This is a genomic window from Luteimonas pelagia (assembly GCF_054776035.1).
Window position 1 is genome coordinate 676,360 of record NZ_BAAHCG010000001.1, and the last position, 25,045, is coordinate 701,404.

Annotated in this window: 29 protein-coding genes; 20 read left to right on the forward strand and 9 right to left on the reverse strand. The window is 72.6% G+C overall.

All coding sequences use genetic code 11. The features are described 5' to 3' along the window. Nucleotide 1: 1 nt before the first annotated feature. The 11 genes from lptA to mgtE all read left to right on the forward strand — a co-directional run bounded on the left by lptA (nucleotide 2) and on the right by mgtE (nucleotide 9,494). The gene (gene lptA / locus ACYU7H_RS03135) at nucleotides 2-544 is read left to right on the forward strand and encodes a lipopolysaccharide transport periplasmic protein LptA (protein ID WP_460812405.1); all 543 of its coding nucleotides are present in this window, start codon (nucleotides 2-4) and stop codon (nucleotides 542-544) included. Continuing rightward, on the forward strand, nucleotides 544-1,263 hold the full coding sequence (gene lptB / locus ACYU7H_RS03140; RefSeq protein ID WP_460812406.1) for an LPS export ABC transporter ATP-binding protein: 720 nt from the start codon (nucleotides 544-546) through the stop codon (nucleotides 1,261-1,263). The genes lptA and lptB overlap by 1 nt, the downstream gene beginning before the upstream one ends. A 79-nt stretch (nucleotides 1,264-1,342) precedes the next feature. Beyond that, nucleotides 1,343-2,776 (forward strand): RNA polymerase factor sigma-54, encoded by a 1,434-nt coding sequence (locus ACYU7H_RS03145; RefSeq protein ID WP_460812408.1) that lies wholly within the window; start codon nucleotides 1,343-1,345, stop codon nucleotides 2,774-2,776. A 62-nt stretch (nucleotides 2,777-2,838) separates the two neighbouring features. Next, entirely contained in the window at nucleotides 2,839-3,165 is a 327-nt protein-coding gene (gene hpf / locus ACYU7H_RS03150) for a ribosome hibernation-promoting factor, HPF/YfiA family (RefSeq protein WP_460812410.1), read from the forward strand. A 14-nt stretch (nucleotides 3,166-3,179) separates the two neighbouring features. Beyond that, on the forward strand, nucleotides 3,180-3,653 hold the full coding sequence (locus tag ACYU7H_RS03155) for a PTS sugar transporter subunit IIA (protein WP_460812412.1): 474 nt from the start codon (nucleotides 3,180-3,182) through the stop codon (nucleotides 3,651-3,653). After that, the gene (gene hprK, locus ACYU7H_RS03160; RefSeq protein ID WP_460812414.1) at nucleotides 3,650-4,612 is read left to right on the forward strand and encodes an HPr(Ser) kinase/phosphatase; all 963 of its coding nucleotides are present in this window, start codon (nucleotides 3,650-3,652) and stop codon (nucleotides 4,610-4,612) included. Before ACYU7H_RS03155 ends, hprK begins: the two co-directional genes overlap by 4 nt. After that, on the forward strand, nucleotides 4,612-5,511 hold the full coding sequence (gene rapZ / locus ACYU7H_RS03165; RefSeq protein WP_460812416.1) for an RNase adapter RapZ: 900 nt from the start codon (nucleotides 4,612-4,614) through the stop codon (nucleotides 5,509-5,511). Before hprK ends, rapZ begins: the two co-directional genes overlap by 1 nt. 79 nt (nucleotides 5,512-5,590) lie before the next feature. Further along, entirely contained in the window at nucleotides 5,591-5,983 is a 393-nt protein-coding gene (locus ACYU7H_RS03170; RefSeq protein WP_460812418.1) for a PTS sugar transporter subunit IIA, read from the forward strand. Then, a complete protein-coding gene (locus ACYU7H_RS03175) occupies nucleotides 5,970-6,260 on the forward strand; it encodes an HPr family phosphocarrier protein (RefSeq protein WP_460812420.1) in 291 nt (96 codons plus the stop codon). Before ACYU7H_RS03170 ends, ACYU7H_RS03175 begins: the two co-directional genes overlap by 14 nt. Before the next feature lie 34 nt (nucleotides 6,261-6,294). Then, nucleotides 6,295-8,064, forward strand: coding sequence for a phosphoenolpyruvate--protein phosphotransferase (gene ptsP / locus ACYU7H_RS03180; protein ID WP_460812422.1), 1,770 nt, complete (start codon nucleotides 6,295-6,297; stop codon nucleotides 8,062-8,064). 68 nt (nucleotides 8,065-8,132) lie between these two features. Continuing rightward, nucleotides 8,133-9,494: a magnesium transporter gene (gene mgtE / locus ACYU7H_RS03185; protein WP_460812424.1), complete on the forward strand. Its 1,362-nt coding sequence runs from the start codon at nucleotides 8,133-8,135 to the stop codon at nucleotides 9,492-9,494. On the opposite strand, the gene ACYU7H_RS03190 is transcribed toward mgtE, so the two are convergent. Genes ACYU7H_RS03190 through ACYU7H_RS03200 form a run of 3 tightly spaced genes read right to left on the reverse strand, consistent with a single transcriptional unit; the run spans nucleotide 9,495 to nucleotide 11,511 of the window. Beyond that, nucleotides 9,495-10,436 carry an aspartate carbamoyltransferase catalytic subunit gene (locus ACYU7H_RS03190; RefSeq protein ID WP_460812426.1) on the reverse strand — a complete coding sequence of 314 codons (942 nt, stop codon included), beginning with the start codon at nucleotides 10,434-10,436 and terminating at the stop codon, nucleotides 9,495-9,497. A 29-nt stretch (nucleotides 10,437-10,465) separates the two neighbouring features. Beyond that, a complete protein-coding gene (gene ruvX / locus ACYU7H_RS03195; protein WP_460812428.1) occupies nucleotides 10,466-10,951 on the reverse strand; it encodes a Holliday junction resolvase RuvX in 486 nt (161 codons plus the stop codon). Further along, the gene (locus ACYU7H_RS03200; RefSeq protein ID WP_460812430.1) at nucleotides 10,948-11,511 is read right to left on the reverse strand and encodes a YqgE/AlgH family protein; all 564 of its coding nucleotides are present in this window, start codon (nucleotides 11,509-11,511) and stop codon (nucleotides 10,948-10,950) included. The genes ruvX and ACYU7H_RS03200 overlap by 4 nt, the downstream gene beginning before the upstream one ends. Nucleotides 11,512-11,596: 85 nt before the next feature. Here ACYU7H_RS03200 and ACYU7H_RS03205 point away from each other — a divergent pair, with 85 nt between their 5' ends. Then, on the forward strand, nucleotides 11,597-13,450 hold the full coding sequence (locus ACYU7H_RS03205) for a dipeptidyl-peptidase 3 family protein (protein WP_460812432.1): 1,854 nt from the start codon (nucleotides 11,597-11,599) through the stop codon (nucleotides 13,448-13,450). A gap of 74 nt (nucleotides 13,451-13,524) precedes the next feature. Here the strand turns inward: ACYU7H_RS03205 and ACYU7H_RS03210 are convergent, their stop codons facing one another. Both ACYU7H_RS03210 and ACYU7H_RS03215 read right to left on the reverse strand, forming a co-directional pair. Beyond that, on the reverse strand, nucleotides 13,525-14,655 hold the full coding sequence (locus tag ACYU7H_RS03210) for a PilT/PilU family type 4a pilus ATPase (protein WP_460812434.1): 1,131 nt from the start codon (nucleotides 14,653-14,655) through the stop codon (nucleotides 13,525-13,527). A 156-nt stretch (nucleotides 14,656-14,811) separates the two neighbouring features. After that, a complete protein-coding gene (locus tag ACYU7H_RS03215; protein ID WP_460812436.1) occupies nucleotides 14,812-15,849 on the reverse strand; it encodes a type IV pilus twitching motility protein PilT in 1,038 nt (345 codons plus the stop codon). A 92-nt stretch (nucleotides 15,850-15,941) separates the two neighbouring features. Between ACYU7H_RS03215 and ACYU7H_RS03220 the strand changes: the two genes are divergently transcribed. The 3 genes from ACYU7H_RS03220 (at nucleotide 15,942) to ACYU7H_RS03230 (ending at nucleotide 18,093) form a co-directional block, all read left to right on the forward strand. Further along, entirely contained in the window at nucleotides 15,942-16,673 is a 732-nt protein-coding gene (locus tag ACYU7H_RS03220; protein ID WP_460812438.1) for a YggS family pyridoxal phosphate-dependent enzyme, read from the forward strand. A gap of 65 nt (nucleotides 16,674-16,738) precedes the next feature. Next, nucleotides 16,739-17,599 carry a pyrroline-5-carboxylate reductase gene (gene proC / locus ACYU7H_RS03225; RefSeq protein ID WP_460812440.1) on the forward strand — a complete coding sequence of 287 codons (861 nt, stop codon included), beginning with the start codon at nucleotides 16,739-16,741 and terminating at the stop codon, nucleotides 17,597-17,599. After that, nucleotides 17,596-18,093, forward strand: a complete 498-nt coding sequence (locus ACYU7H_RS03230) for a DUF4426 domain-containing protein (protein WP_460812442.1) — start codon at nucleotides 17,596-17,598, stop codon at nucleotides 18,091-18,093. The genes proC and ACYU7H_RS03230 overlap by 4 nt, the downstream gene beginning before the upstream one ends. Nucleotides 18,094-18,107: 14 nt before the next feature. Here ACYU7H_RS03230 and ACYU7H_RS03235 read toward each other — a convergent pair whose 3' ends face one another. The 4 genes from ACYU7H_RS03235 to pdxH all read right to left on the reverse strand — a co-directional run bounded on the left by ACYU7H_RS03235 (nucleotide 18,108) and on the right by pdxH (nucleotide 20,975). Beyond that, a complete protein-coding gene (locus ACYU7H_RS03235) occupies nucleotides 18,108-19,091 on the reverse strand; it encodes a PA2778 family cysteine peptidase (RefSeq protein WP_460812443.1) in 984 nt (327 codons plus the stop codon). Beyond that, complete coding sequence (locus ACYU7H_RS03240) at nucleotides 19,088-19,465, reverse strand: PA2779 family protein (RefSeq protein ID WP_460812445.1); 378 nt, start codon at nucleotides 19,463-19,465, stop codon at nucleotides 19,088-19,090. The genes ACYU7H_RS03235 and ACYU7H_RS03240 overlap by 4 nt, the downstream gene beginning before the upstream one ends. A gap of 74 nt (nucleotides 19,466-19,539) precedes the next feature. Beyond that, on the reverse strand, nucleotides 19,540-20,349 hold the full coding sequence (locus ACYU7H_RS03245; protein WP_460812447.1) for a cobalamin-binding protein: 810 nt from the start codon (nucleotides 20,347-20,349) through the stop codon (nucleotides 19,540-19,542). After that, entirely contained in the window at nucleotides 20,346-20,975 is a 630-nt protein-coding gene (pdxH, locus tag ACYU7H_RS03250) for a pyridoxamine 5'-phosphate oxidase (RefSeq protein ID WP_460812450.1), read from the reverse strand. Before pdxH ends, ACYU7H_RS03245 begins: the two co-directional genes overlap by 4 nt. 83 nt (nucleotides 20,976-21,058) lie before the next feature. On the opposite strand from pdxH, the gene ACYU7H_RS03255 reads away from it, so the two are divergent. The 5 genes from ACYU7H_RS03255 (at nucleotide 21,059) to hemE (ending at nucleotide 24,993) form a co-directional block, all read left to right on the forward strand. After that, nucleotides 21,059-21,838 carry a kinase gene (locus ACYU7H_RS03255; RefSeq protein WP_460813047.1) on the forward strand — a complete coding sequence of 260 codons (780 nt, stop codon included), beginning with the start codon at nucleotides 21,059-21,061 and terminating at the stop codon, nucleotides 21,836-21,838. An 84-nt stretch (nucleotides 21,839-21,922) separates the two neighbouring features. Beyond that, on the forward strand, nucleotides 21,923-22,462 hold the full coding sequence (locus ACYU7H_RS03260; protein ID WP_460812451.1) for a shikimate kinase: 540 nt from the start codon (nucleotides 21,923-21,925) through the stop codon (nucleotides 22,460-22,462). Further along, complete coding sequence (gene aroB, locus ACYU7H_RS03265) at nucleotides 22,459-23,559, forward strand: 3-dehydroquinate synthase (RefSeq protein ID WP_460812453.1); 1,101 nt, start codon at nucleotides 22,459-22,461, stop codon at nucleotides 23,557-23,559. Before ACYU7H_RS03260 ends, aroB begins: the two co-directional genes overlap by 4 nt. A gap of 54 nt (nucleotides 23,560-23,613) precedes the next feature. Beyond that, nucleotides 23,614-23,871, forward strand: a complete 258-nt coding sequence (locus ACYU7H_RS03270; protein ID WP_460812455.1) for a WGR domain-containing protein — start codon at nucleotides 23,614-23,616, stop codon at nucleotides 23,869-23,871. A gap of 33 nt (nucleotides 23,872-23,904) precedes the next feature. Beyond that, on the forward strand, nucleotides 23,905-24,993 hold the full coding sequence (gene hemE / locus ACYU7H_RS03275; protein ID WP_460812457.1) for a uroporphyrinogen decarboxylase: 1,089 nt from the start codon (nucleotides 23,905-23,907) through the stop codon (nucleotides 24,991-24,993). Nucleotides 24,994-25,045 lie beyond the last annotated feature (52 nt).

Here is a 25,045-nt window from a genome sequence, read left to right on the forward strand (position 1 = left end):
GTTGACCGTCGCACTCGTCGTCCTGTTCGCGCTGGCCGTCCCGCTGGACGGCGCGCAGGCGCGCTCCTCCGACCGCAACAAGGCCATGGAGATCGATGCCGGCGCGCAGTCCGGCTCGTTCGACAGCGACGCGGTCAACGTGCTCTCCGGCGGCGTGAACATCCGACAGGGCACGCTCGACATCGACGCGGCGCGCGCCGAGATCACGCTCGTCGGCGGCGATCCGACGCGCGCGGTGCTCACCGGCAGCCCGGTGACGCTCTCCCAGCAGATGGACGACGGCACGCCGATGACCGCGCGCGCGACCAAGGTCGACTACAACCTCCGCACGGAGGTCGTGGTGTTCACCGGCAACGTCCGCATCGAGCAGCCGCGCGGCACGATGGGCGGCGAGCGCATCGTCTACAACCTGCGCACCGGCCGGGTGGAGAGCGGTGGCGAGGGCAACGGGCGCGTGCGCATGCGGATCCTGCCACGCAACACCGGCGGCGACACGTCCGGCACCGAGGCCGACGAACCGGCGACCAGCGGGGACGAAGGCTGATGCTCGTCGCCGAGGGGCTGCGCAAGCGCTATCGCGCGCGCGAAGTGGTGCACGACTTCGGCCTCACGCTCGCGGCCGGGGAGGTCGTGGGCCTGCTGGGCCCCAACGGCGCCGGCAAGACGACCTGCTTCTACATGATCGTCGGGCTCGTGCCGGCGGACGCGGGCGCGATCGTGCTGGACGGCCGCGACATCACCTCCGAGCCGATGTACGTGCGCGCCCGGCTCGGCGTGGGCTACCTGCCACAGGAACCCTCGGTGTTCCGCAAGTTGAGCGTGGCCGACAACATCCGCCTCGTCCTCGAACTGCGCGAGGACCTGGATGCACAAGGCCGGGAGCGGGAACTGGCCAAGCTGCTGGACGAACTCCAGGTCGCCCACGTGGCCGACCAGCACGGCGCCAGCCTGTCCGGCGGCGAGCGCCGCCGCGTCGAGATCGCGCGCGCGCTCGCGGCCAATCCCCGGCTGATGCTGCTCGACGAGCCGTTCGCCGGCGTGGATCCGATTTCCGTCGGCGAGATCCAGCGCATCGTCCAGCACCTCAAGGACCGCGGGATCGGCGTGCTGATCACCGACCACAACGTCCGCGAGACCTTGGGTATCTGCGACCGCGCGTATATCCTCAACGAAGGCGGTGTCTTGGCGCAGGGGGCTCCCGAGGCGCTGCTGGCCAATCCCGACGTGCGCCGCGTGTACCTGGGCGAAGCGTTCCGGCTGTAGGACCGCGCCAGGGCGCGGTGCGGGGCCGGGCGTCCAGCCGGGCGGCCGGGGACCCCCTCCGCTCGCGTACTCATCCGACATGAAGCCCCGCCTGCAGGCCACCCTCGGCCAACAGCTGGTCATGACCCCCCAATTGCAGCAGGCGATCCGCCTGCTGCAGCTGTCGACGGCGGAACTCGAGGCGGAACTGACCGAGGCCGTGGAGACCAACCCCCTGCTCGACTGGGTCGAACCCGGCCAGGCGGTCACGGTGGACGGGCTCGCGGTGGACCGTCGCACGGGACACGACGGCCAAGGCGACCCGGGCGCGAACGGCGCCGACCCGGCCCCGCCGGACGGCGAGTGGCGGCTCGAGGACGGGGATGCATGGCAACCCCGGCTCGGTCCCGCGGACGTGTCGGACGACGACTTCTCGCCTGAGCAGGCGGCCCCCGACGACGACCTGCACGACCACCTGCTCTGGCAGCTGCACCTCTCGCACCTGTCGCCGCGGGACCGCGCCATCGGCGCCGCGCTGGTCGAGGCGATCGACGACGACGGCTACCTGCGCGAGCCGGTGGACGCGGTCGCGCGCATGCTCGCGGACGAGGGCGTGGCCGAACCGGAAGTGGTCGCGGTGCTGCGCTGCATCCAGTCCTTCGACCCGCCGGGCGTCGGCGCGCGCGACCTCGGCGAGTGCCTCCGGCTGCAGCTGGCGGTCCTCCCGGCCGACACCCCGCACCTCGAACTCGCCGCGCGCATCGCGTCCGGGCCACTCGAGCAATTGCCGAAGTCGGGGGTCGGCGGCCTGGCCGCGTCGCTGCGCCTGCCGGCGGCGGAGGTCGAGGCCGCGGTGGCGCTGCTGCGGAGCCTGGAGCCCCGCCCGGGCGCGGCCCTGTCGGCGCTGCCGACCGATACCTACGTCGTCCCCGACGTGGTCGTGTGGCGCCAGGGCGGCACGTGGCGCATCGCGCTGTCGTCCGACGCGCGGCCGCGCGTCGCGATCCACCGGGGTTACGAAGCCATGGCCGGTTCGGCCAGCGAGGCGGACGCGACCTACCTCAAGGGCCGCCTGCAGGAAGCGCGCTGGCTGCTGCGCAGCCTGGAGGCCCGCGCGCACACGCTGGTCCGGGTCGTGCGATGCCTCGTGCGGCAGCAGTCCGCCTTCCTCGAGTTCGGCGAGCAGGCACTGCGGCCCCTCACGCTCCGGGAGGTCGCCGCCGAGGTCGGCCTGCACGAATCGACGATCTCGCGTGCCGTGGCGCGCAAGTTCGTCCGCACGCCCCGGGGCACGATCCCGCTGCGCGCGTTCTTCGCCTCCGGCGTCGGCCACTCGGGCGAGGAATCCTCGAGTACCGCGATCCAGGCGATGATCCGGCGCCTGGTCGAGCACGAGGACCCGCGGAAGCCGCTTTCGGACGCACGCCTCGCGGACGCGCTCAAGGCCGCCGGCGTGCCGGTCGCCCGCCGCACCGTCGCGAAGTACCGGGAGGCGATCGGGCTGCCCTCCTCGCAGGACCGCCTGAGGATCTGAACGGCCGCGCGGCACGGCCGGGCGGGATATGCTGGTCGCCCGTTCGCGAGCCAGGAGGACGCATGCGCATCGAGACCCACGGCCAGCAGATCGAGGTCACGCCCGCCCTGCGCGACTACGTCGAGTCCAAGCTCTCGCGCCTCGGGCGACACTTCGACCATCCGTTCGACGTCCGCACCCAGCTCAGCCTCGACAAGCCCGACCATCGCGCCGAGGCCACCGTGAACCTGTCCGGCCGGACCCTGCACGCCGACGCCAGCGGCCGGGACATGTACGCCGCGATCGACCTGCTCGCCGACAAGCTCGACCGCCTGCTGATGAAGCACAAGGAAAAGATGGTCGACCACCATCGGGGCGAAGGCGTGGCCCGGACCGGCGAGTTCGGCTGACCGGGCCCGGGGGGATGGCGCTCGCCGACCTGCTTACCGCCGACAGGATCGTCATCCTCGTCGAGCCCGCGGACCGCGAGGACGTGCTGGACGCGGCCGCGCGCCTGCTCTCGGACGCCGCGCCCGCCACGACGGCGCAGATCGGCGACAGCCTGCGCGCCCGCGAGCGGCTCGGCAGCACGGCGATCGGGCATGGCATCGCGATTCCCCACGGCCGCACGGACGCCTTCGAACAGGCGCGCGGCGCGTTCCTGCGACTCGCCGACCCGGTCGATTTCGGCGCCGGCGACGGTGAGCCCGTGGACCTCGTCTTCGCGATGGCGGTGCCCAGGCATTTCACCCAGGAGCACCTGCAACTGCTTGCGGAACTCGCGCAGCGTTTCGCCGAGCCCGCGCTGCGCGAGGCGCTGCGGGCCGCCGGCGACGTCGAATCACTTCGGCGGGCCCTGCTCGGGCCGGGGGGACTCGCGGGGGGCGACGCCCGGTGACCGCGCAGATCAGCGCCCGCGAACTGTTCGACGAGCAGTCCGAGCGGCTCGGGTTGCGGTGGATCGCCGGCCAGCAGGGCGAACACCGCGTCCTGGAGGCCGTGCAGACGGTGGCGCGCAGGCCGTCGCTCGCCGGTTACCTCAACAAGATCTATCCCAACAAGGTGCAGATCCTGGGCACCGAGGAACTGGCGTGGCTCGACACGCTCGACTCCCGCCAGCGCTGGGAAACGATCGAGAAGATCATCCAGTTCCGCCCGCTCGCACTGGTGATCAGCAAGGGCCAGCCCGCGCCCGCCGACCTGGTGGAGGCGGCGGACGAATCCGACACGCCGTTGTGGGGCTCTCCGCGGCGCGGCCACGAGCTGCTCAACCACCTGCAGTACCACCTGGCGCGCAAGCTCGCGCCGCGCGTCACCCTCCATGGCGTCTTCATGGAGATCTATTCGATCGGCGTGCTCATCACCGGCGACGCGGGCGCCGGCAAGAGCGAGCTCGCGCTCGAGCTGATCACCCGCGGGCACCGGCTGGTCGCCGACGACGCGCCGGAGTTCACCCAGATCGCGCCGGACGTGCTCGACGGCACCTGCCCGGAAATGCTGCAGGACATGCTCGAGGTGCGCGGCCTGGGCGTGCTCGACATCCGCGAGATGTTCGGCGACACCGCGGTCAAGCGGAACAAGTACCTGCGCCTGATCGTGCACCTCACGCAGCCCGCGCTCGCGGCGGGCAACGGTGGCGACGGCGACGGGCTCGGCCGGTTGACCGGGGAGCTCGGCGCGCGCCGCGTGCTGGACCTCGACGTGCCGACGATCACCCTGCCCGTGATGCCCGGCCGCAACCTCGCGGTGCTGGCCGAGGCCGCCGCGCGCACGCACATCCTCCGCGCCAAGGGCGTGGACCCGGCCGCCGCCTTCATGGCGCGGCACAGCCATTTCCTCGAGCGCGGCGGCGAATGATGCCCGGCGAATCCCCCGGTCCCGCGCGCCCCGCGCAGTCCCCCACGCTCATCGTGGTGAGCGGCCTGTCCGGCTCCGGCAAGTCGGTCGCCCTCAACACGCTCGAGGACCTGGACTTCTACTGCGTAGACAACCTGCCGGCGGAGCTGTTGCCGCAATTCGTCCGCGGCGCGCTCGGCGGCGACGGGACGGCGCCTCGGCTGGCGGTCGGCATCGACGTGCGCAACCGCCACTCGGACCTGTCCAGCATCCCGGAATGGCTGTCGGCGGTCGGCGCGATGGGCCTGGATCCGCGCCTGGTGTTCTTCGACACGCGCGACGAGGTCCTGCTCAAGCGCTACGCGGACACGCGGCGCCGCCACCCCCTGAGCCACCTCGGCCTGTCGCTCGCCGACGCGATCTCGCTGGAACGCCAGGTGCTCAAGCCGCTGCGCCAGCTGGCGGACGTGGTCATCGACACCAGCGACCTCAACGTCCACCAGATGCGCCGCCAGGTGATCACCGAGTTCGGCCTGGGCCAGGCCGCCGCGGTGTCGCTGCTGTTCGAGTCTTTCGCCTACAAGCGCGGCGTGCCGCCGGAAGCCGACTTCGTGTTCGATGCGCGCGCGTTGCCCAATCCGCACTGGAACGCGCGGCTGCGTCCCCTCTCCGGGCGCGACGCCGAGGTCCGCGAGGCGCTCGACGCCGACGGGGACGTGCGCAGGTACGTGGCGCAGGTCGCCGGCTTCCTCGATACCTGGCTGCCGCGGCTGCAGTCCGATACCCGCAGCTACGTGACCGTCGCCTTCGGCTGCACCGGCGGCCGGCACCGCTCGGTCTATCTCGCCGAGCACCTCGCCGCGCATTTCCGGGACGCGGGCTGGGACGAGGTCGCGACCCACCATCGCGAGCTCGACTGACCGCCGTCTCCGGCGCGATGCGCGCCGCAGGCAGCCGCGCCCGCTCCCCGACTCCGCCGCGCTCTGCTAAGTTTCCGGGATGTCCGTCGGCATCCTCCTCATCACCCACGAAGGCATCGGCCCGGCCATGCTCGCGGTGGCCACCCGCCTGCTGCGCCAGCTGCCGCTGCGCGCCGAGGCGCTGGAAATCCCGTTCGACGCGGACCCGGACGCCCTGTTGCCGCAGGCCAGCGCGGCGCTGCGGCGGGTGGACGGCGGCCAGGGCGTGCTGGTGCTGACCGACCTGTACGGGGCGACGCCCAGCAACCTTGCCGCGCGGCTCTCGCGCCTCGGCACGCCCGTCCGCCGCGTCGCGGCGCTCAGCCTGCCGATGCTGCTGCGGGTGATGAACTACGCCGAACTCGAACTCGACGAACTGCCCCCGGTCGCCGCGGCCGGCGCCCGCAACGGAGTGATCCATGACGACGCCTGAAACCACCTGCGTGGAGCGCGAGCTCCAGGTGGCCAACCGGCTGGGCCTGCATGCGCGCGCCACCGCGAAGCTCGTGCAGGTGCTGTCCGGGTACCGGTGCGAGGCGACCCTCTCGGCCAAGGGCCGCGAGGTGAACGCCAAGAGCATCATGGGCGTGATGCTTCTCGCCGCCGGCCAGGGCAGCACCGTCGTGTTGCGCGTGGAGGGCGAGGACGCGCTGCCCGCCGCGGACGCGGTCGCGGACCTGTTCGAACGCCGCTTCGACGAGGACGCCTGATGCGGGGCGGCACCGCGCCCCGGGGCGGTCGCGCATGAGGCAGGCGTTCGCCGGACAGGGCGCCTCCAAGGGCAGCGCGCTGGGCAGCGCGCGCGTGCGCCTGCCGCACGTGCTGGACGTCGTCGAGCAGACGATCCCGGGGGATGCCGTCGACGCCGAGATCGCGCGCCTGCACGGGGCGATCGCCAGCGTCCGCGAGGAGATGCACGGCCTGCGCGAGCGACTGCACGGGGCGCTCGCGCAGGAGATCGGCGAGTTCCTCGACCTGCATGCGCTGCTGCTCGACGACCCGGAACTGCTCCAGGGGCTCGACACCCTCGTCCGCGAGCACCGCTATGGCGCGGACTACGCGCTGCGCGTGCACCGCGACCGGCTGGCGGCGGTGTTCGAGGGCATGGACGATGCGTACCTGCGCAGCCGCCTGGAGGACATCGACCAGGTCATGGGGCGCATCCACGCGGCGCTCCACCGCCGCGACGCGGCGTTGCAGGGCGTGGCCGGCGAGATCCTGGTCACCGACGCCGTCGCGCCCGCGGAACTCGCGCAGCTCCAGGCGCAGGGCGTGCTCGCCGTGGTCACCGCGACCGGCAGCGCCCTGTCCCACAGCGCGATCCTCGCGCGCAGTCTCCACCTGCCACTGGTGACCGGTGTCGCGCACGTGCTCCAGCACGTCAACGACGGCGACGTGCTGGCGGTCGACGGCGAGGCCGGCACGGTCGTCGTCGAGCCGGACGCGGACGACCTTCGCGCCCACCGGCGCCGCGTGCGCGAGCTGCGTCGCGAGCGCAAGCAGCTCAACCGCCTTCGCCGCGAACCGACGGTGACGCTCGACGGCGTCGACGTGAAGCTCTGGGCGAACGCCGAATCGCGCGAGGACGTCGCCGAGGCGCACGCGCTGGGCGCGGCCGGCATCGGCCTGTACCGCACCGAGTTCCTGTTCCTGGAGGGGGACACGCTCCCGGACGAAGAGGCCCAGTTCCGCGCCTACCGCGACCTGGTGCTCGGCATGACCGGCCGGACGGTCACCATCCGGACGCTGGACCTCGGGGCCGACAAGGCCGACCGCACGGGCCTTGCGCTGGCGAACGAACCCAATCCTGCACTCGGCGTGCGCGGCGTGCGGCTTTCGCTCGCCAGGCCCGGCCTGCTCGAGACCCAGCTGCGGGCGATCGTCCGAGCGTCCGGCTACGGGCCGGTGCGCATCCTCGTGCCGATGGTCGGCGAGCGCGGCCAGTTGCTGGCGGTGCGCGACCTGCTCGAGCGCGTGACGGACGACCTGCGCGGCGGGGGACACGCGATCGCCGAGCGACTGCCGCTCGGCGCCATGATCGAGGTGCCGGCCGCCGCCCTGGCCCTGCCCGCCTTCATCGACCTCGTGGATTTCCTGTCGATCGGCACCAACGACCTGGTCCAGTACATGCTCGCCGCCGACCGCAACAACGAGGCGCTGGGCGAGCTCTACTCGCCGTTGCACCCGGCGGTGCTGCGCGTGCTGCGCGACGTCATCGCGACGGGCGCGCGCCGGGGGCGCCCGGTGGCGGTGTGCGGCGAGATGGCCGGCGACCCGCGCCTGGTGCCGCTGCTCCTGTCGCTGGGCCTGCGGGAGTTCAGCCTGCACCCGTCGACGATGCTGGAGATGCGCCAGGCGATCCGCTCGCTCGACCTCGGCCGCCTGGCCACGCGGTCGTCCGCCCTGCTGCGCGCCCGTGACCGCGGCGCGATCGAACGCTGGCTCGGGTCGACCGCGCCCGCCCCCGCCGCCGACGGCGCCACCGGTTCCAGTGCGCGGAAACGCGGGCGATAATCCCGCCATGAACACCTGACCCGGTCGCATCCGTCCCTGCGGATGCGCTCGCCCGCCCGGAGCGCCGCATGGCCGATGCCGTCCGCCACGACAAGACCGCGCGCCAGCTGCGCCTGCTGTCGGACGCGCTGGACAGCGGCCGCCTGGGTCCGGTCCGCCGGCTGGTCAACACGCTCTCGCCGGCCGAGATCGGCAACCTCCTCGAGTCGCTGCCCCCGGCCAAGCGCACGATCGTGTGGGGCCTGGTCGACGCGGAGGACGACGGCGAGGTGCTGGTCCACGTCGGCGACGAGGTCCGCGAGAGCCTGCTGGCGGAGATGGACCCGGACGAGATCGTCGCGGCGGTCGAGGACCTGGACATCGACGACCTCGCCGACCTGGTCGAGGACCTGCCGGACACGGTCATCGACGAGGTCCTCAAGTCGATGGACCGCGAGAACCGCGAGCGGCTGGAGCAGGCGCTGTCCTACCCGGAGGACACCGCCGGCCGCCTGATGAACCCGGACGTGGTGACGGTGCGCTCGGACACCACGGTCGACGTCGTCCTGAGGTACCTGCGGCTGCGCGGCGAGCTGCCCGAGCACACCGACCACCTGTACGTGGTGAGCCGGCGCCACCAGCTGCTCGGCTGGGTCGCGCTGCAGGACCTGGTCACCAGCGAGCCCTCCACGCCGATCAACCGGCTGATCGACGACAGCCTGACCGCGCTGCGCATCGACGAATCCGCCGAGGAAGTCGCACGACAGTTCTCCGACCACGACTGGGTGTCCGCCCCGGTGGTGGACGACGGCAATTTCCTGCTCGGGCGGATCACCATCGACGACGTCGTCGACATCATCCGCGAGCAGGCCGAGCACCAGGCGCTGGGCGCCGCCGGCCTGGACGAGGACGACGACCTGTTCAGCCCGGTGCCGCGCGCCGCGCGCCGCCGCGCGGTCTGGCTCGGGATCAACCTGGCCACGGCATTCCTCGCCTCGTGGGTGATCGGCCGGTTCGAGGGCACGCTGGCGCAGATCGTGGCGCTGGCGGTGCTGATGCCGATCGTCGCCAGCATGGGTGGCGTCGCGGGCACGCAGACCCTCACCCTGATGGTCCGCGGCCTGGCGCTCGGCCAGGTCGGCACCGGCAACCTGCGCGCGCTGCTGGCCAAGGAGGCCTCGGTCGGCGTGCTCAACGGCGCGGCGTGGGCCGTGGTCGTGGGCACGGTGGCGGCGCTGTGGTTCGGGGACGCGATGCTGGGCGGCGTGATCGCGGGCGCGATGATGATCAACCTGGTCGTCGCGGCCCTCGCCGGCGTGCTCGTGCCGCTGGTGCTGCGGCGCATGCGGGTGGACCCGGCGCTCGCCGGCGGCGTCGTGCTGACCACGGTCACCGACGTGGTGGGTTTCCTGAGCTTCCTCGGCTTGGCGACGCTGGTGCTGCTGCGCTGATCAGCCCAGCAGGGCCTCCAGCACCGCCATCCGCACCGCCACGCCGTTCGCCACCTGCCGAAGCACGAGGGACCGGGGGCCGTCGGCCACGTCGTCGTCGATTTCCACGCCGCGGTTCATCGGACCCGGATGCATCACGACCGCGTCGGGCGCGGCCTGGCGGAGGCGTTCCGCCGTCAGTCCGTAGTCCCGGTGGTAGGCCTCGAGCGAGCCGACCAGGCCCTCCTCCATCCGCTCGCGCTGCAGGCGCAGCATCATCACCGCATCGACGCCGCGGAGCGCATCGTCGAGCGCGTCGAAACGGCGGCAGCCTTCGAGCGTGCCGTCGTCGGGGAGCAGGGACGCGGGGCCGCAGACGCGGATCTCGCCGGCGCCGAGGGTGCGGAGCGCGTGCAGGTCGCTGCGCGCCACGCGCGAATGGCGGATGTCCCCGACCACCAGCACGGTCATGCCGCCGAAATCGTCGCCCTTGGCCTGGCGCAGCGTGAGCATGTCCAGAAGGCCCTGCGTCGGATGCGCGCTGCGGCCGTCGCCCGCGTTGACCAGATGCGTCCCGTCGCCCGCCGCCGCGGCGAGCGCGGCCACCGCCCCGTCCTCGCGGTGGCGGACGACGAATCCGCGCACGCCCATCGCCTCGAGCGTGCGCAGCGTGTCGATCGCGCTCTCGCCCTTGCTGGTCGAGGAGGTGGAGGCGTCGAACGACAGCACGTCCGCGCCAAGGCGCATGCCGGCCAGCTGGAAGCTGCTGCGCGTGCGCGTGGAGGGCTCGAAGAACAGGGTGCACACGGCCTGCCCCGCCAGTCGCGCGCGCAGCGCGGGCTCGCGGGTGTTCTCCGCCATCCACTGGGCGCGGTCGAGCAACTGGAGGAGGACGTCCCTGGGCAGCCCGTCCAGGGTGAGGAGGTGCCGGAGGCGGCCGTGCGCGTCGAGTTGTTCGGTCATGGGCATCGGTTGGTGGGCGTGCATGCGCGTCAGTCGACCGCGGTGGCGTCGCCGGGGGCGTCGAGCCATCGCTCGACGATGACCGCGGCGGCGATGGCGTCGAGGGCCGCCGCGTCGCGACGCCGGCGACGGCCCTGCGCACGGTCGTCGGCGAACCGGTGGGCGGCCTCGATCGAACTGCTCCGCTCGTCGACCATCACCACCGGCAGGCGATAGCGTCCGCGCAGTGCCTTCGCGAACGCGCGCGCGCGATCCCGGATCGGCTGGTCGCCGCCCTCCAGCGTCATGGGGTCGCCCACGACCAGGCCGTCCGGGCGCCACTCGCGCCGCAGCCGGTCGATCGCGCCCCAGTCCGGGCCCGCGCCGTGCACGTCGACGACCGCCAGCGCGCGGGCACCGCTGCCGAAGGCGCTGCCCACCGCCACGCCGATGCGGCGTGCACCGACGTCGAAGCCCAGCACGGTGCCGTCGCGGCGGATCCCTTCGGGGCCGGGGCCGGGCGCGCCCTCGCTCATGCGTGCCCGCTGTAGTCCGCGACCCGCGTCATGTCCACGCCGATGCGCCCGGCGGCGTCCTGCCACCGCGCCTCCAGCGGCACGTCGAACAGGAGGTCGGCGGCGACCGGCGCGGTCAGCCAGCTGTTGTCCACCAGCTCCTGTTCCAGCTGCCCGGCGCCCCATCCCGCGCAGCCGAGCGCGACGATCGCGTGCGCGGGCCCGGTGCCGGCGGCGATCGCCTCCAGGACGTCGCGGGAGGTGGTCACCGCCAGGTCGTCGCTGATGCGCAGCGTCGAGTCCCAGTCGCGCCCGCCGTCGTGCAGCACGAAGCCGCGCTCGGGGTGGACCGGTCCGCCGGACAGCACCTGTTGCGCGCACAGCGCGGCGTCGGGACAGGGGATGTCCATCTGGCTGAGGACGTCGCCGAGGTTGTATTCGGACGGCCGGTTGACGACCACGCCCATGGCGCCGTCCGCATCGTGCTGGCAGACCAGCGCGACGCTGCGCGCGAAATGGGGGTCGCCGAGCGCGGGCAACGCGATCAGGACCTGGTTGGCGAGGAAGTCGGCCGACGACATGGCGGGGATTCTAGCGCGCAGGCGTCGACGGACGCTGCACGCGCCGGGCGTAGGATGGCCGCTTCCTTCAGGAGGGAGCGCCCCCATGCGCCAGCCAGGACCACCCGCCGCCGTCCGACCGCGCGCCCTGCTCGCCGCGCTGGTCGCCACCCTCGCGCTCGCGGCCTGCGACCGGGACGCGCCCGCGACCTCGCAGGCGGCACCGGAACCCGCGTCCGGCGCGGACACGGCGTCGTACGCACAGCAGCACGCCAACGACTACGCGGTCGTCCCGCTGACCGCAGACCTGTCGGCCTTCGACGAGGACGGCAAGCGCATGATCGCCCACCTGGTGCAGGCCTCGCAGGTGATGGACGACATCTACTGGCGCCAGTCCTGGGATGGCGACCGCGAGGCGCTGCTCGCCAGCGCGCCGGACGCGGCGACCCGCGACCTGGTGACCTGGAACTTCGGCCCGTGGGACCGGCTCAACGAGGACACGCCGATCCTCGAGGACATCGGCCCGCGCCCGCCCGGCGGCATGTTCTACCCGCCGAACATGACCCGCGAGGAGTTCGAGGCCGCGGACCTGGACGACAAGACGTCCTGGTACACGCTCCTGCGCCGGGACGACGCCGGCGAGCTCGTCACCGTGCCGTACCACGAGGCCTATGCGGAGGACCTGCAGCGTGCCGCGCGGCACCTGCGCGCCGCGGCCGACGTCAGCGCCGACGCGCAATTCGCCGACTACCTGCGCATGCGCGCCGACGCGCTGCTGGACGACGACTTCCAGCCCAGCGACATGGCGTGGATGGACATGAAGTCGAACCCGGTCGACGTCGTGATCGGCCCGATCGAGAGCTACGACGACCAGCTGTTCGGCTACAAGGCCGCGTACGAGGGCCTGGTGCTGATCAAGGACATGGACTGGAGCGAGCGGCTGGCCCGCTACGCCGGCTACCTGCCCGAGCTCCAGGAAGGGCTTCCGGTGGACGCGCGCTACCGCGCCGAGACGCCGGGGTCGGATGCCGACCTCAACGCGTACACCGTCGTGTACTACGGCGGCAACGCGAACGTCGGCGGAAAGACGATCGCCATCAACCTGCCCAACGACCCGGAGGTCCAGCTCGCCAAGGGCACGCGGCGCCTGCAGCTCGAGAACGTCATGCGCGCGAAGTTCGACCGGATCATGGTCCCGATCGCCAACGAACTGATCGCGCAGGACCAGGTCGAGCACGTCACCTTCGACGCCTTTTTCCAGAACACCATGTTCCACGAGGTCGCGCACGGCCTGGGCATCAAGAAGGTGCTCGACGGCTCGGGCACGGTGACCGACGCGCTCAAGGACCAGGCGTCGAGCTTCGAGGAGGGCAAGGCGGACATCCTCGGGCTGTACATGGTCGATTCGCTGGCGCGTCGCGGGCTGCTGGACGACGACTCCGGGACCGCGCCTGAAGAGGCGGCCGTCCGCGACCGGCTGATGGACAACTACGTGACGTTCCTGGCCGGGATCATGCGCTCGGTGCGCTTCGGCGCGGGCTCGGCCCACGGCAAGGCGAACATGGTGCGATTCAACTTCTTCGCCGAGCGCGGCGCCTTCGTGCGCGATCCGGAGACGGGCCGCTACAGCGTCGACTTCGAGAAGATGCGCGAGGCCACCAACGAACTGGGCGGCCGCCTGCTGACGATCCAGGGCGACGGCGACTACACGGCCGCCGTGGCGCTGACCGAGCAGATGGGCAACGTCGGCCCGGAGCTTGCGGGGGATCTCAAGCGCCTGGAGCAGGCCGACATCCCGATCGACATCCGCTTCGAGCAGGGCCTGGAAACGCTCGGCCTTGCGGCGTATGCCGGCGATCCGAGTGCGCCCGGGGATGGCGCCGGAGCGGACGCGGCGACCGATGGCGCCGATCCGGCAGCGGAGGGCGAGGCATCCGCGGATCCACCCGACGCGGACTGAGTCCACGCGGAGGGCCGGAACGGAAGAGGCCGGGCATCCGCCCGGCCTCCTTCTTTCCGGAAAAGGCGCCGAAGTCAGCGGACCTCCGCCACCTCCACGCCGTCCAGTCCCTGCGCCAGCGTCTTGGCGTCGCCGCCCTGGGCAAGCTTGATGCGCAGGCGCACCTCGTTGGCGGAGTCGGCGTAGCGCAGCGCGTCCTCGTAGGAGATCTCGCCGGCCTGGTACAGCTCGAACAGGCTCTGGTCGAAGGTCTTCATGCCGAGGTTGGTGGATTCCTTCATCACTTCCTTGAGCTTGTGGATCTCGCCGTCGCGGATGTAGTCCTGCACCAGCGGCGTGCCGAGCAGGATCTCCATCGCCACGCGCCGCCCCTTGCCGTCGGGCGTGGGGATCAGCTGTTGGGCGACCACGCCCTTGAGGTTGAGCGACAGGTCCATCAGCAGCTGGCCGCGCCGGTCCTCGGGGAAGAAGTTGATGATGCGGTCCATCGCCTGGTTGGCGTTGTTGGCGTGCAGGGTGCACAGCACCAGGTGGCCGGTCTCGGCGAAGGCGATGGCGTGGTCCATGCCCTCCCGGGTGCGCACCTCGCCGATCATGATCACGTCCGGCGCCTGGCGCAGCGTGTTCTTGAGCGCGTTCTCCCAGCTGTCGGTGTCGATGCCGACCTCGCGCTGGGTGATGATGCAGCCCTCGTGCTTGTGCACGAACTCGATCGGGTCCTCGATCGTGATGATGTGGCCGGTGGAATTCTGGTTGCGGTAGCCGATCATCGCGGCGAGCGAGGTGGATTTACCGGTGCCGGTCGCGCCGACGAAGATGATGATCCCGCGCTTGGTCATCGCCAGCGTCTTGATGATCGGCGGGAGGTTGAGTTCCTCGACCGTCGGGATCTTGGTCTCGATCCGGCGCAGCACCATGCCCACCTGGTTGCGCTGGTAGAAGCAGCTCACGCGGAAGCGACCCACGCCGGCCACGCCGATCGCGAAGTTGCACTCGTGGGTCTTCTCGAACTCCTCGCGCTGCGGCGGCGTCATGACGTTGAGCACCAGGTCGCGCGCCTGCTGCGGCGTCAGCGCGTTCTGGGTCACCGGCTGGATCTTGCCGTGGACCTTCATGGACGGCGGCATGCCCGCGGTGATGAACAGGTCCGACGCCTTCTGGTGCGCCATCAGCTTGAGGAACGAGGTGAAGTCGATGCTGCTCATAGGACGTTCTCCGCGGGCCCGGCCCGCCTGGTGGCATGCGGTGCCTGGATGCACCGCCCGGATCCAGTCGCTTGCGGCTGGATCCGGAGCCGGTTCCGGGCATGTACCGGAACCGGATCGTCGGGGTCGGGCAGGATGCCCGATCCCCGACTGCAATCATTCGAAGAGGCGCTTGTCCTTGGCGTACTCGCGCGCCTGGGGCTTCATGATCATGCCGCGCTTGACCAGGTCCTGCAGGTGCTGGTCGAGCGTCATCATCCCGACGTTCTGGCCGGTCTGGATCGCCGAGTACATCTGCGCGACCTTGTCCTCGCGGATCAGGTTCCGGATGGCCGGCGTGCCGACCATGATCTCCCACGCCGCGGTGCGGCCGCCGCCCACCTTCTTGAGCAGCGCCTGGCTGATCACCGCGCGCAGCGACTCGGACAGCATCGAGCGCACCATCGGCTTCTCGCCCGCGGGAAACACGTCGATGATGCGGTCGATGGTCTTGGCGGCGCTGGAGGTGTGCAGCGTCGCGAACACCAGGTGGCCCGTCTCCGCCGCGGTCAGCGCCAGGCGGATGGTCTCGATGTCGCGCATCTCGCCGACCAGGATGTAGTCCGGGTCCTCGCGCAGCGCCGAGCGCAGCGCCTCGTTGAAGCCGTGGGTGTCGCGGTGCACCTCGCGCTGGTTGATCAGGCACTTCTGCGCGGTGTGCACGAACTCGATCGGGTCCTCGATGGTGAGGATGTGCCCGTACTCGTTCTTGTTGATGTGGTCGACCATCGCCGCCAGGGTGGTCGACTTGCCCGAGCCGGTCGGCCCGGTGACCAGGATCAGGCCCTGCGGCTGGTCGATCAGTTCCTTGAACACCCGCGGGCAACCCAGGTCCTCGAGGGTCAGCACCTCCGAGGGCACCGTCCGGAAGACCGCGCCGGCGCCGCGGTTCTGGTTGAACGCGTTGACGCGGAACCGGGCCAGGCCCGGGATCTCGAACGAGAAGTCGACCTCCAGGAACTCCTCGTAGTCGCGCCGCTGCTTGTCCGACATGATGTCGTAGACCAGCGCGTGCACCTGCTTGTGGTCCAGCGCCGGGATGTTGATCCGGCGCACGTCGCCGTCCACCCGGATCATGGGCGGCAGGCCCGCGGACAGATGCAGGTCCGAAGCCTTGTTCTTGACCGAGAACGCCAGAAGTTCGGCGATGTCCATGCGTGCTCCCCCGCACCGAGACGTTGTGATGCCCCCGCGGCACGACGCCCGTTGGCGTCGGCGCGACCCCGCGGGCAGTATAGCGCCCGGAAATGAGCGCCCCGCCGCCACCGCAAGCCCTCCGCCCGGACCCTGGGTCCGCGCTGCACGGCGTCCTGCAACGGATTGATAACGCCGCGCGCGCGGCGGGCCGGCCAGCCCCCCGATTGTTGGCGGTCGCCAAGACCCGGTCCGCGACCGAGGTCGCGGAACTGGCGCTTGCCCTGCACGCCGCCGGGCGGGACGTGCTGGTCGGCGACAACTACGTCCAGGAGGCCCTCGCGCGGCGCGCGGCGCTCGGCGACGCCCTGGCCGGGGTCCCGGTCGAGTGGCACCTTGTCGGCCACCTGCAGTCCAACAAGGCGCGCGACGCCGCGGACGCCTTCGACTGGGTCCAGTCGATCGACCGGCCGAAGATCGCCACGTCGCTCGCCCGCCACCGCAGCGCGGATGCGCCCCTGGACGTGCTGCTGCAGGTGAACGTGGACGACGAGCCGGGCAAGGCCGGATGCACCGCGGATGCGCTTCCGGGGTTGGCGGACACGGTGGCCGGGCTGCCGGCCCTCCGGCTGCGCGGACTGATGGCGATCCCCGCGCCGCGCGACGACCCGGACGCGATGCGCCCTGCGTTCGCGCGCTGCCGCGTCCTGTTCGAACGGCTCGCGCGCGACCACGCGTCGGTCGACACGCTGTCGATGGGCATGAGCGACGACTTCGAGGTGGCCATCGCGGAAGGAGCCACGCTCGTGCGCATCGGCACCGCCCTCTTCGGCCCGCGCGACTGACGACGCCTGCGCCTCGGCGCGGCGGGGACTAGACTGGCAGGTCGATCCATTCCGCGAGGACGTCCATGGCACAGCCGCCCGCGTGCATCCATGCCTTCGACCGGCCCGTCGCCTTCATCGGCGGCGGCAACATGGCCCGCAGCCTGATCGGCGGGCTGCTGGCCCGGGGCACGCCCCCCGGTTCCATCCATGTCGCCGACCCGTCGGAAGCACAGCGCAAGGCGCTGTCGAGCGAGTTCGGCGTGCAGGTGCACGCGGACAACGCCGACGCCGCCGGCGCGGCCGACGTGTGGATGCTGGCGGTCAAGCCGCAGGTGATGCGCCAGGCCTGCGAGGCGCTGGCCGCGACCGCCCGCGAGCGGCGGCCGACGGCGGTGTCGATCGCCGCGGGCATCACGTCGGCGCAGATCGCGCGCTGGCTGGGCGACGCGGACGGCGCGCGGCAGGCCGTCGTGCGCACGATGCCGAACACGCCCGCATTGCTCGGCGCCGGCGTCAGCGGGCTGTACGCCAACGCCGCCGTCGACGACGCGGGCCGCACGGTCGCCGAAGCGCTGATGGCCTCGGCGGGCGAAACCGTCTGGGTCGACGACGAGGCGCTGATGGACGCGGTGACCGCGGTGTCCGGCAGTGGTCCCGCCTACGTGTTCCTGCTCGCCGAGGCGATGCAGGCCGCGGGCGAGGCGGAAGGGCTGCCGGCCGAGGCCGCGCGTCTGCTCGCGTCGCAGACCATCCTGGGTGCGGCACGCATGCTCACCGAGGGCGACGAACCGGCCGACGCATTGCGCCGCCGGGTCACGTCGCCGGGCGGGACGACGCAGGCCGCGATCGAAACCTTCGAGTCGGGCGGGCTGCGCGAACTGGTGGCCAAGGCGGTCCACGCGGCGCGCGTGCGCGGTCGGGAACTGTCGGAGGCCAATGCATGAACCTGCCGCGCCTGCCCGCCGGTGCCCTCCTGCTCGCGGCGATCGCGACGCTCTCGGCCTGCGGCGGCGAGCGTCCCGAACCCGCGCGACCCGTCGACGCGGCGCCGGCGCAGGCCTCGGTGCGCGTGGGCGACGTGACGCTGCGCGCCAACGTCGTCGAGACCGGCACGCTGGGCGAAGAGGTCGCGCGCCGCTACGGCATCGAGCGCAGGCCCGGCGTGGCGCTGCTGTTCGTCGGCGTGCGGCGTGGCGACGGCGCCGGCGAGCAGGCGCTGCCCGCGCGGGTCAGCGCGACCGTGACCGACCTGCGTGGCAACACCCGCCCCGTCGCGCTGCGCGAGCTGCGCAGCGGCGAGGGCGACGCGGCACTCGTCGACTATGCGGGCACGGTCGAGTACGCGCCGCCGGAGACCCTGCGCTTCGACATCGAGGCCGACTGGGGCGCGGCGCGGCGCGGCGAACTGCAGTTGCAGCGCGACTTCGGGCGTCCCTGACGCCGCGGGGGACATCACAACCCGTCGCAATCCACGCCCGGCTGCGGCGGTGCGTCCTCCAGTTCCCGCGCGGTCGCCTCCAGGCTGCCACGCCAGCGTCCGTCCACCGGCGTCGCCGCGAGCGTGTCGGCGATGATGCGTCGCGCACGCGCAGGGCAACCCAGTTCGCCGAGCACGCTCGCATAGTTGTTGCCGAGCACGGGGTCGCCCGGGGAGAAACCGAGCCCGTCGCGGAAGTGGCGCGCGGCCGCCGCGACGTCGCCCCTGGCATGGGCCTGGTTGCCCAGCGCGAGGTGCACGCGTGGCTCGCGCGGCCACCGCCGCAGCGCGGCGGCATAGGCCGGCGCCGCGGCGTCGGCACCCGCCACGGCCTCGAAATCCGCGACCGCGGACAGGTACCCCGCCGGGGTCGCGCGCGCGGGCAACTCGCCGGGGCGGAGCGCCACCAGGCCCCAGCGCCCGGCCCAGTCCCAGGTCCGCAGGAAGGAGGGCGCCTTCACCTCCAGGCCTTCGGTCGTGCCGCTGTTGAGCAGCATCCGGTTCCGGGCGGGATCCGCGCCCACGAGCACCGCGTAGTGCCACTTGGGCACGGTCCGCGTGAGCAGGTTCTGCAGCACGAGGACCGGCCGACCGGCCTGCAGCTCCGCCAGCAGGGCATCCGGCGTCGCCTCGACCTCGAACGGGATGCGGCCGGCCCGCCGCGTGGCACCGACGAGCTCCAGCTGCAGGCTGCCCCGGCGCCCGGGGAGGTAGACGCGCGGCGCGAGCGCGTCCGGGTGCGTGTCCACGCCGCTCTCGCCCAGCAGGCCCGCCAGGGCCGCCGGGCCGCACTGGTACTCGGTCTGGGGATGGAACGGCGCGTCGAGCCGCACGGCCCCCGGCGAACCGGGCGGCATCGCGTCGGCGAGGTCGATCGACGGATTGATCGTCGCGCATCCCGTGCACGCGAACGCGGCGGCGAGGACCGCCGCCGCGATGTTCCGCCGGAGCGACCTCACATCCGGTTGAAGATGTTGATGACGCCGGTCAGCTCGAGGATCAGCAGCACAACGAACACCACGCCGATCACGACCAGGACGCCGTCGCCGCCCGCGGGCAGGCGATCGAGTTCACCCTGCAGGCGGACCAGCTCGGAATCGCTCAGCGAGGCGATCCGTCCGTCCACCTCGAGCGGGTCGGCGCCGAGCTGCACCATGGCCTGGCGCACGTCGTCGCGCGCGAGCGTGGCGCGGACCTCGCCCTCGGCCACGGCGCGCATCTCGGCCGACAGGGCCTCCTGGGTGCCGATGACCGCGGCGGACACGGCGCCGCTGTAGCCCGAGAAGACGAGCGACACGACGAGCAACGGAACCAGCACGAACTTGCGCAACATGGCGACTCCTCCCTTGCGATGCGCCCCGGACCGGGCCTTCGCCGTATGCCACGACCGGCGTGAAGGCGCCGCAGCTATCCGTGGCGACGCGCCCACGCGGAGACGATCCGCGCGATGTCCCCCACGCCGTCGGTCAGCGCGGCCGGCCCAGGCTGCAGGATCCGCGGCGACTTGACCTCGTGGAGCTCGCCGTCGCGCACGGCGGGGATGCCGCTCCATCCGGGGCGCGCGGCCACCTTCGAAGGCTGGAACTTCTTGCCGCACCAGGAGCCGAGGATGATGTCCGGCGCACGCGCGACGACCTCCCCCGGGTCCGCGAGGATCCGGTCGCGCGCGAGCGGCTCTGCCGCGCGTTCCGGGAAGACGTCGTCGCCGCCGGCGATGCGGACGAGCTCGGCCACCCACTGGATGCCCGTGATCAGCGGATCGTCCCACTCCTCGAAGTACACCTTCGGGCGCCGGGTCAGGCGGGCCGCGTCGCGCTCGATGGCGTCGAGTCCGCGGGCGAGCGCGTCCGCATACGCCTCGGCCTCCCGCGCCTGGCCGACGAGGGCGCCGAGGCGCCGCACGTAGTCGAGGATGCCGGCCACGCTCCGGTGGTTGGCGATCCAGACCTCCACGCCGCGGCGGACCAGTTCGGCCGCGATGTCGGCCTGGATGTCGGAGAAGCCGACCGCGAAGTCCGGGCGCAGTTCGAGGATCCGGTCGATCTTCGCGCTGGTGAACGCGCTGACCTTCGGTTTCTCCCTGCGCGCCTGCGACGGCCGCACGGTGAAGCCGCTGATGCCCACGATGCGGTCCTGCGCGCCCAGTGCGTACAGGACCTCGGTCGGTTCCTCGGTGAGGCAGACGATGCGCCGCGGTCCGGGGCCGCCCGCGGTCACGGATACAGCATCCGCGTGACCCAGACCCCGCCGCGGTCGCGCTCGTAGAGCCGGCGCTCGTGCAGGCGGTGGTCGGCGCCGAACCAGAACTCGAAGCACTGGGGCCGCACGCGGAGGCCGGTCCAGCGCGGCGGGCGCGGGACGTCGCGACCCTCGAATTCGAGCTCCACCCGCGCCAGCCGCTCCTCGAACGCCTCGCGCGACGGCAGCGTCTCGGACTGCTTCGACGCCCATGCGCCCAACTGGCTGCCCCGCGGTCGCGAAGCGAAGTAGGCATCCGCCTCCGCGTCGGAGACGATCTCCACCGCACCCTCGATCCGCACCTGCACGCCCTGCCGCACGCGCGGCCAGTGGAACAGCAGCGCGGCGCGCGGGTTCTCCTGCAGCTCGCGGCCCTTGCGGCCGTCCAGGTGCGTGTAGAACACGAAGCCGAGTTCGTCGTGGGCCTTCAACAGCACCATGCGCGCGGCGGGCCGGGCATCCAGGCCGCAGGTCGCCACGACCATCGCGGTCGGGTCCGGCTCGCCGGCGGCACGGGCCTCCGCGAACAGCGTGTCGAAGGTTTCCAGCGCCTCGAGCTTGCGCGCGATGCGGACCGGGTCCTGGCCATGGGCGGGCGTGTCCATTCGGCTATTGTCGCCAGATGGCCCATCGACTGCATCCGTCCCCGCACGCGCCGGCCGGCTGGGGCGCCGGCTTCATCGGCGCGATGCTCGCGGATGCGCTGGCGACCGCGCGCGAGGGCGCGCCGTTCGCGATCGCCGGGTTGCAGGGCACGGGCAAGTCCACCCTGGCATCGCAGCTGGCGCGGGCCACGCAGGCGCGGGGCCTGCGCGCGGTCGCGCTTTCGATCGACGACTTCTACCTCGGTCGCCGCGAGCGCCTCCGCCTGGCGCGCACCGTCCACCCGCTGTGCGCGACGCGCGGTCCGCCGGGCACCCACGACGTGGCGCTGGCCTGCGAAGTCCTCGACGCGTTGCGCGACCGCAGGCCGGTCCGCCTGCCAAGCTTCGACAAGATCGCCGACCGCCGGCTGCCGCCGTCCCGGTGGCCGCACGCGCGCGGCGTCGACCTCGTCGTCTTCGAGGGCTGGTTCCTGAAGGTCCCGCCGCAGCATCCGTCCGAGCTCACGGTGCCGGTGAACGCGCTGGAACGCGTCGAGGATCCGGACGGCACCTGGCGGCGCTGGGCGAACGACGCGCTCGCGCGGGATTTCCCCCCGCTGTGGGCCCGCCTGCCCCACCTGCTGTTCCTGCAGGGCCCGGGCTTCGAGGTCGTGCGCGACTGGCGGTGGCAGCAGGAACGAACCCTGCAGGCCGCCCATCCAGGCCGTCGCACCATGGACCGGGCGCAGGTCGACCGGTTCATCCGGTTCTTCGAGCGCGTCAGCAGGCACGCGCTGGCGACCCTGCCGGCGATCGCGGACCGCGTGGTGCGCATCGACGCCACGCGCGAGCCGGTGCACGACGCCGGCCGGGGTCGCGCGTGACCCGGATCGGGGGCGCCCGGCACGGCGTCGCGTCCTTCCCGCCGGCGGCCTTGGCGCACGGCCCGCGCTGCTAGCATCCCGTCGATGCGCAATGCCCCCAACCTCGTGCTGGTCGGTCCGATGGGCGCCGGCAAGTCGTCGATCGGACGGTTGCTCGCCGACCGCTTCCGGGTGCCGTTCGTGGACCTCGACCGCGCGATCGAGGCACTTGCCGGTGTGTCGATCGCGCAAATCTTCGAGCGCGAGGGCGAAACGGGATTCCGCGAGCGCGAACGCACGGAGCTGGCGCGCGTGCTCGCCGGCGAGCGACAGGTCGTGGCCACCGGCGGCGGCAGCGTCCTCGACGCCCGCAACCGCGAACGTCTTCGTTCGCGCGCCTGCGTCGCGTGGCTGCGGGTGCCGCTGCACGAGCAACTGCGGCGCGTGGCCGGGGACCGCGAACGTCCGCTGCTCGCGACCGGCGATCCGGCGACCGTGCTGCAGTTGCTCGCGGCGGAACGCGATCCCCTCTACGCGGACGTGGCGGACCTCCGGTTCGACACCGGCGGCCTGGACGCACCCCGGGCGGCGGACGCGCTCGCGCGCGAACTCGATGGGTGCTGGGCACCGGAGGCGGCGCCGTGAATGACCCGCGCGAGGTCGAGGTCGGTGGCGACCGTCCCTACCTGATCACGATCGCGGACGGCCTGCTCGACGACGGCGCGCGGCTGGCGGCGCCCCTGCGCGGGCACCATGCGCTCGTGGTGACGGACGCGCACGTCGCACCGCTGCACGCCGGGCGCGTGGTGGCGGCGCTCGCGGCGGCGCGGCCCGACGCACGCGTCGCGATGCACGTCCTGCCGCCGGGAGAAGCGGAGAAGTCGCTCGCCCGGTTCGGCGAGGTGCTCGATGCGCTCGCCGCGCTCGGCGCGACCCGCGATGCCTGCGTCTATGCCCTTGGTGGCGGCGTGGTCGGCGACCTGGCGGGTTTCGCCGCGGCCTGCTGGATGCGCGGCATCGACGTGGTCCAGCTGCCGACGACGCTGCTGGCGATGGTGGATTCCTCGGTCGGCGGCAAGACCGCAGTCGACCTGCCGGCCGGGAAGAACCTCGCCGGTGCGTTCCACCCCCCGCGCGCGGTCCTGGCCGACACCGGGACGCTGCGGACGCTGCCGCCGCGCGAACTGCGCGCGGGCCTGGCGGAGGTGGTGAAGTACGGCGCGATCGTGGACGCGGTGTTCCTGGACTGGCTGGAAGCGAATGCCGCGGCGCTGGCGGCCGGCGATCCCGCCCTGCTCGCCGAGGCGATCGCGCGCAGTTGCGCGCACAAGGCGGCGATCGTCGCGCGCGACCCGCTCGAACGGGGCGAGCGCGCGCTGCTCAACTTCGGGCACACCTTCGGCCACGCGATCGAGGCCGAGCAGGGCTTCGGGACCGACGGTGCGCTGAACCACGGCGAGGCCGTGGCGGTGGGCATGGTCCTCGCGGCCAGTCTCTCGGCACGCCTCGGAATGGCCCCGGAGGCCGACACCCTGCGCCTGGCGCGGCTTCTGGCGCGGTTCGACCTGCCCACCACGCGACCGGCCCCACTCGCGCCGGACGCCCTGCTGTCGCGGATGCGACTGGACAAGAAGGCGGATGCGTCCGGGCTGCGCTTCGTGCTCTGGGACGGTGCCGGCGCGGCCCGGCTCGTCGGTGGTGTCGACCCCGGTGCCGTGCTGGGGGTCCTCGAAGCCGGCTGACGGCCCTCGCGGGAGCGGCATCCCGCCGGCCCCGTCCCGTACAATCCGCGTCCCATGCGCGTGTTCCTGCAGCAACGCCCCGCCGGCGACGAGCCGCCCCGCTTCCTCCAGCTCATGCTGCAGCGCGACCTGCTCGGCGGGTGGACGCTGGTCCGCGAGACGGGCGTGGTCGGCGGCCGCAGCCAGGTCCGCCGCGAGCAGTTCCTCGACCAGGCGGGCGCGGTGTCCGCGTTCGAGCAGGCCCGCGACCAGCACCTCAAGCGGGGCTTCCAGCTCACCTACAGCGAAGGCGCCGTCGCCCCGGGGCGCTGACGCGCCCGCGCCCCCGACTTCCGGATGTCCACGATGCCGCAACCCGAACTCCGAAACGACCGACTGCTGCGCGCCCTCCGCCGCGCGCCCGTGGACCGCACCCCCGTCTGGCTGATGCGCCAGGCCGGTCGCTACCTGCCCGAGTACCGCGAAACGCGCCGCCAGGCCGGCAGCTTCCTGGGCCTGGCGAAGAACCCGGAACTGGCCTGCGAGGTCACGCTGCAGCCGTTGCGCCGTTTCCCGCTGGACGCGGCGATCCTGTTCTCGGACATCCTCACCATCCCCGACGCGATGGGCCTGGGCCTGTACTTCGCCGACGGCGAGGGCCCGAGGTTCGAGCGCCCGCTGCGCATGCCCGCCGACATCGCGCGGCTGTCGGTCCCGGACATGGAGTCCGAACTGCGCTACGTGATGGACGCGGTGCGCACGATCCGCCGCGAGCTCGACGGCAGCGTGCCGCTGATCGGCTTCTCCGGCAGCCCCTGGACGCTCGCCTGCTACATGGTCGAGGGCGGCGGCAGCAAGGACTGGGGCCGCGTCAAGGCGCTCGCGCTCAACGAGCCGGCCGCGATGCATCGCCTGCTCGACGTGGTGACCGACGCGGTGATCGCCTACCTGTCGGCGCAGCACGCCGCGGGCGCGCAGGTGCTGCAGGTGTTCGACACCTGGGGCGGCGTGCTCTCGCCCGCCATGTACCGCGAGTTCTCGCTGCGCTCGCTCGAACGCATCGCGCGCGAGCTGCCGCGCGGCGACGGCGCCGACCGCGCGCCGCTGATCCTGTTCGGCAAGGGCAACGCGCCGTACCTGGAGGCGCTCGCGTCCTCGGGCGCGGAAGGCGTCGGCGTGGACTGGACGGTCACCCTCGAGGACGCCGCCCGCCGCACCGGCGGCCGGGTGGCGCTGCAGGGCAACCTGGACCCGGCGACGCTGTACGCATCGCCGGAGGCCATCGCCGCGAAGGTGCAGGACGCGCTCGACGACTACGCCCGCGGCAACGGCGGATCGCGCGAGGGCCACGTGTTCAACCTCGGCCATGGGCTGTCTCCCGACATGGATCCGGCGCACGTCGCCGCGCTGGTCGAGGCCGTCCACGCGGGCAGCGCGGTGCGCACGCTCGCCTGATCCCGACGCGCGGCCGGCCCGGCCGGCGCGCGTTCATGCACGCGGGCGCGCG

Coding starts and splice junctions, on each gene's coding strand:
- hemE (WP_460812457.1), top strand. CDS start 23,905: ATGCCGCAACCCGAACTCCGAAACGACCGACTGCTGCGCGCCCTCCGC.
- ACYU7H_RS03175 (WP_460812420.1), top strand. CDS start 5,970: ATGACGACGCCTGAAACCACCTGCGTGGAGCGCGAGCTCCAGGTGGCC.
- rapZ (WP_460812416.1), top strand. CDS start 4,612: ATGCCCGGCGAATCCCCCGGTCCCGCGCGCCCCGCGCAGTCCCCCACG.
- ACYU7H_RS03230 (WP_460812442.1), top strand. CDS start 17,596: ATGAACCTGCCGCGCCTGCCCGCCGGTGCCCTCCTGCTCGCGGCGATC.
- ACYU7H_RS03240 (WP_460812445.1), bottom strand. CDS start 19,465: ATGTTGCGCAAGTTCGTGCTGGTTCCGTTGCTCGTCGTGTCGCTCGTC.
- proC (WP_460812440.1), top strand. CDS start 16,739: ATGGCACAGCCGCCCGCGTGCATCCATGCCTTCGACCGGCCCGTCGCC.
- ACYU7H_RS03190 (WP_460812426.1), bottom strand. CDS start 10,436: ATGACCGAACAACTCGACGCGCACGGCCGCCTCCGGCACCTCCTCACC.
- ACYU7H_RS03270 (WP_460812455.1), top strand. CDS start 23,614: ATGCGCGTGTTCCTGCAGCAACGCCCCGCCGGCGACGAGCCGCCCCGC.
- ACYU7H_RS03200 (WP_460812430.1), bottom strand. CDS start 11,511: ATGTCGTCGGCCGACTTCCTCGCCAACCAGGTCCTGATCGCGTTGCCC.
- hpf (WP_460812410.1), top strand. CDS start 2,839: ATGCGCATCGAGACCCACGGCCAGCAGATCGAGGTCACGCCCGCCCTG.
- ACYU7H_RS03210 (WP_460812434.1), bottom strand. CDS start 14,655: ATGAGCAGCATCGACTTCACCTCGTTCCTCAAGCTGATGGCGCACCAG.
- ACYU7H_RS03255 (WP_460813047.1), top strand. CDS start 21,059: ATGCTCGCGGATGCGCTGGCGACCGCGCGCGAGGGCGCGCCGTTCGCG.
- ACYU7H_RS03215 (WP_460812436.1), bottom strand. CDS start 15,849: ATGGACATCGCCGAACTTCTGGCGTTCTCGGTCAAGAACAAGGCTTCG.
- lptB (WP_460812406.1), top strand. CDS start 544: ATGCTCGTCGCCGAGGGGCTGCGCAAGCGCTATCGCGCGCGCGAAGTG.
- ACYU7H_RS03205 (WP_460812432.1), top strand. CDS start 11,597: ATGCGCCAGCCAGGACCACCCGCCGCCGTCCGACCGCGCGCCCTGCTC.
- ACYU7H_RS03260 (WP_460812451.1), top strand. CDS start 21,923: ATGCGCAATGCCCCCAACCTCGTGCTGGTCGGTCCGATGGGCGCCGGC.
- ACYU7H_RS03170 (WP_460812418.1), top strand. CDS start 5,591: ATGTCCGTCGGCATCCTCCTCATCACCCACGAAGGCATCGGCCCGGCC.
- ruvX (WP_460812428.1), bottom strand. CDS start 10,951: ATGAGCGAGGGCGCGCCCGGCCCCGGCCCCGAAGGGATCCGCCGCGAC.
- ptsP (WP_460812422.1), top strand. CDS start 6,295: ATGAGGCAGGCGTTCGCCGGACAGGGCGCCTCCAAGGGCAGCGCGCTG.
- ACYU7H_RS03220 (WP_460812438.1), top strand. CDS start 15,942: ATGAGCGCCCCGCCGCCACCGCAAGCCCTCCGCCCGGACCCTGGGTCC.
- ACYU7H_RS03155 (WP_460812412.1), top strand. CDS start 3,180: ATGGCGCTCGCCGACCTGCTTACCGCCGACAGGATCGTCATCCTCGTC.
- pdxH (WP_460812450.1), bottom strand. CDS start 20,975: ATGGACACGCCCGCCCATGGCCAGGACCCGGTCCGCATCGCGCGCAAG.
- mgtE (WP_460812424.1), top strand. CDS start 8,133: ATGGCCGATGCCGTCCGCCACGACAAGACCGCGCGCCAGCTGCGCCTG.
- ACYU7H_RS03145 (WP_460812408.1), top strand. CDS start 1,343: ATGAAGCCCCGCCTGCAGGCCACCCTCGGCCAACAGCTGGTCATGACC.